Origin of the sequence: Sphingomonas sp. (assembly GCF_964263785.1) — a bacterium.
Lineage (GTDB): Bacteria > Pseudomonadota > Alphaproteobacteria > Sphingomonadales > Sphingomonadaceae > Sphingomonas.
This window is the reverse complement of the sequence record NZ_CAXVWL010000085.1, coordinates 1-3,389: the sequence shown is the minus strand read 5'-3', so window position 1 is coordinate 3,389 and position 3,389 is coordinate 1. Positions and strand designations below refer to the sequence as shown.

The window sequence follows — 3,389 nt, the reverse complement described above, 5'->3', positions numbered from 1 at the left end:
GATGAGCGGACCGGCGACCTGCTTGGCCAGTTCTTCTCCGAGGGCCTGCCGGCGGGTGCCTGCGTCCAGATCGTTCATTGGGCGTCCCCACGCATCGGCCGCAACATCGCGCCGTGGTTCCTGCCGCGCTACGCTCGAGGCGGCGTGTACGAGGCGATTGCGCGACGCCGTGCGGCATGCCTGTACGACCTCGTCTGGACGAGTGGTTCGGCAAGCGCGCCGTTCCACGCCCGCCATCACCAGATCCTGATCTCGGTCGGTGTTCCGGCGGGTAACGCCACGAGCAAGGAAGAGCTCATCGCAGTCCGCGAGAGCCTGACCGGCGTGCTGCGCTCGCTCGATGTGCCGGTGGCCAATGTCGATCCCGTCCAGCTGATCGCCTTTCTCGACGATCTGACCTCGCCGACCACGGCGCCGCAGGACGACGCCATCGACTACAATCCGCTCGACCCGATCGCGGACCAGGCGATCCGCCGCGACATCGAGCTGGTCGTCGAGGAAAGCCGGCTGTGCCTGCGCACCGAGCGCTTCCGCCCGACCGGTGCGACGGACGAGGGCGCGCCAGAGATCGGCGAGATCTATCCCGACCGCTTCGACGTTCGCCATTTCGGCGTGCGCAACATGCCAACGCGGTGGGCGCCGTGGGAGTGCGCCCGGCTGATCGGGGACCTGTTTACCGACAAGCTGCGCATGCCCTGTCCGGCAGCAACGATGCTGTGCCTGATCTATCCCGACCAGGAGGCCGCCTCGGCGCGCGCGGGCATGAAGTTCCTGCGCACGACCTCGCTCAGCGAAGGCCGCTCGGCGCGCTATTTGCCCAAGCTGCGAGAGCAGGCCGCCGAATGGCGCGAGGTACAAGCCCAGATGCAGGAAGGCCGCCGGCTGGTCCGTGCCTTCTATGGCGTCACGGCCTTCTCGCCGGAAGGACAGGGCGATCGCAACGAGCGCACGATCAAGTCGCTCTACAAAGCGGCAGGGTGGGATCTCGCCGATGAGCGCTACCTGCAGATTCAGGGGCTGCTCGCCGCCATGCCCATGACGTTGGGCGATGGGCTCGGCACCGACATGGAGCGCTGCAAGCGCATGCGCACGATGCTGTCGACGACGGCCGCCAACATCGCGCCGGTGCAAGGCGAGTATCTCGGCGGCAACTTACCACATCTACTGTTCGTCGGTCGGCGGGGCCAGCCCTTCTTCTGGTCGCCGTTCGAGAACGGCGCCGGCAACCACAATGTCGCGATCCTCGGCAAGTCGGGGTCGGGCAAGTCGGTACTGCTCCAGGAGATGTGCGCGGCCTTGTGCGGCGCTGGCGCCAAGGTCGTCGTGATCGACGACGGGCGCAGCTTCATGAACTCGTGCCGGCTTCAGGGCGGCGCGTTTATCGAGTTCACACTGGCATCGGGCTTCTGCCTCAACCCTTTTTCGATGATCGACGCCGACAGGGTCGCGGAGGACGAGGACTACCGGCTCGACTGCATGGCAATGCTCAAGAGCATCGTCGGGCAAATGGCGCGGTTCATCGACCGGCTGACCGACACCGAGCGCGGCCTGATCGACCAGGCGGTCAACCGGGTGTGGGAGGCCGACGGCCATGCCGGGTCGATCGATGGCGTCGCGCAAGCGCTGACCGACACCGGCAATCCCGATGCCGCCAATCTTGCGATCGCCATGGGACCGTTCCTGACAGGCGGCACCTATGGCGGCTTCTTCAACGGCCAAGCGACGCTGAAGCTCGAGGCGGACTTTACCGTGTTCGAGATGTCGGACCTGGCGACGCGCGAGGAGCTGCGTTCGGTCGTGCTGACCGCGATCATGTTCATGACCAGCCAGGCCATGACGCGCACCCCGCGGTCGGTGAAGAAGCTGCTGCTGATCGATGAGGCATGGAGCATGCTCAAGGGCGGCTCGATGTCCGAGTTCGTCGAGACCTATGCCCGCACCGCGCGCAAATATGGCGGCGCGCTCGCGACGGCGACGCAGTCGCTGAACGATTTCTACAAATCGGGCGGCGCGACCGCGGCGCTTGAGAACAGTGACTGGATGCTGGTTCTCCAGCAGAAACCAGAGACGATCGCCGACTTCCGAAAGTCCGAGCGGCTCGACATGGACGATCGTACCGAGAGCCTGATCCGCTCGCTGAAGCGCAGTGGCTCGGAATATTCGGAAGTCTTCATCCGAGGCCCCGAGGTTCAGGCGCTCGGCCGGCTGGTGCTCGATCCTTATTCGGCGACGCTCTTCTCGTCCTCCCCGGACACCTATGCCGCCATCGAGCGCCGCATGGCCGCGGGCGACACGATCGAACAGGCGCTCGAAGCCGTGGCGTTTCCGGATGCGGCTCAGGCCCCGAAGACGAAGGAGGCGCAGCATGCGCGCGCCTGATCCTCGGCCACTTGGCGGCCGTAGGGTGCGGCTGCGGCGTTTTCTCGCCGACGCGTGCCACCTGGCCCTGAGCACCACGCTATGGCTCGGCGGGACGCTGCTCGTCACGCTCGGCACGATCCTGGCCGTGGTGATTCTCGCCGCCGATGCCCGCCTGCCGATCCTGTTCGCGCACCTCGACAATCTCGCGAGCCATTATCTCGCCGCCGACGCTGCACGCCGCGCCGAGTTCGACCTCCAGCTTGTCGGCCTGACCGGCGCGCTGGCGCTGCTGTTCGTCGTCGCGCGGCTGCCTGCCTTCGCTGCCCGCATGCGGCGCGAGCTTTCCCGAAAGGACGAGCAATGAGCGATGCCATCACCCCGGCGCCGGTGCGGCGCACGATCGCGGGCTGGCCGATCGCCCATGTCGTAGCGACGATCCTGGTGCTTGCGGGCCTGCTCTGGGCGGCCTGGGCGACGCGCCTGCTGCTCGACATCTCGAAGCGGCAGATCGTTTCGGTCAGCCTGTCGACGCTAGTCGGCGACTTCGTCGCTGCCGAAAGCCGCAACGGCGGCACGCCCGAGCAGACCGCGAGCCGCACCGCTGCCTATCTCGCCGCCATCAACCGGTCGGTCAGTGCGCTGGGTGCCGACGGCACCACCGTCCTCGTCACCGAGGCGACACTCGGTAAGAGCGTGCCCGATCGCACAAGCCAAGTCCGTGCGGAGGTCAAGCGCGCGCTGGAGGGCGGTCATGACCCTCGCTGAGACGCAGTCCCCGACCGCCTTCTGGAGCACGGCCCGGCGCAGGCGTTATCTGGTTTATGCCGCCGTCGGCATCGGCCTGGTAAGCCTCGGTGAGCTTGCTCGCTGGAGCGACGACCACGCGCTGCTGGTCAACGCCACGACCAGCCTGCCGAACTGGGCGTTCATGATCGATCGGCAGCGGGTGCCGGTCCGCGGCGACTTCATTTTCTTCGAGCCGCCGCCTGGGCCCTTGCTCGCCCGTCATTTCGGCGCTCGCCCGCAGC

3 protein-coding genes and 1 pseudogene are annotated in these 3,389 nt (G+C 67.0%); all 4 read left to right on the top strand.

Annotated features, from left to right (window positions below):
* A partial coding sequence (gene traC, locus ACE5C1_RS11635; RefSeq protein WP_374944242.1) for a type IV secretion system protein TraC occupies positions 1–2,379 on the top strand: 2,379 nt, incomplete at its 5' end.
* The gene (locus ACE5C1_RS11630; protein WP_374944241.1) at positions 2,366–2,725 is read left to right on the top strand and encodes a hypothetical protein; all 360 of its coding nucleotides are present in this window, start codon (positions 2,366–2,368) and stop codon (positions 2,723–2,725) included. The genes traC and ACE5C1_RS11630, both read left to right, overlap by 14 nt.
* Positions 2,722–3,126 carry a TrbI F-type domain-containing protein gene (locus ACE5C1_RS11625; RefSeq protein WP_374944240.1) on the top strand — a complete coding sequence of 135 codons (405 nt, stop codon included), beginning with the start codon at positions 2,722–2,724 and terminating at the stop codon, positions 3,124–3,126. The genes ACE5C1_RS11630 and ACE5C1_RS11625 overlap by 4 nt, the downstream gene beginning before the upstream one ends.
* Positions 3,113–3,389, top strand: a pseudogene (locus ACE5C1_RS11620) (type VI secretion protein); the annotation flags it as partial. The gene ACE5C1_RS11625 and the pseudogene ACE5C1_RS11620, both read left to right, overlap by 14 nt.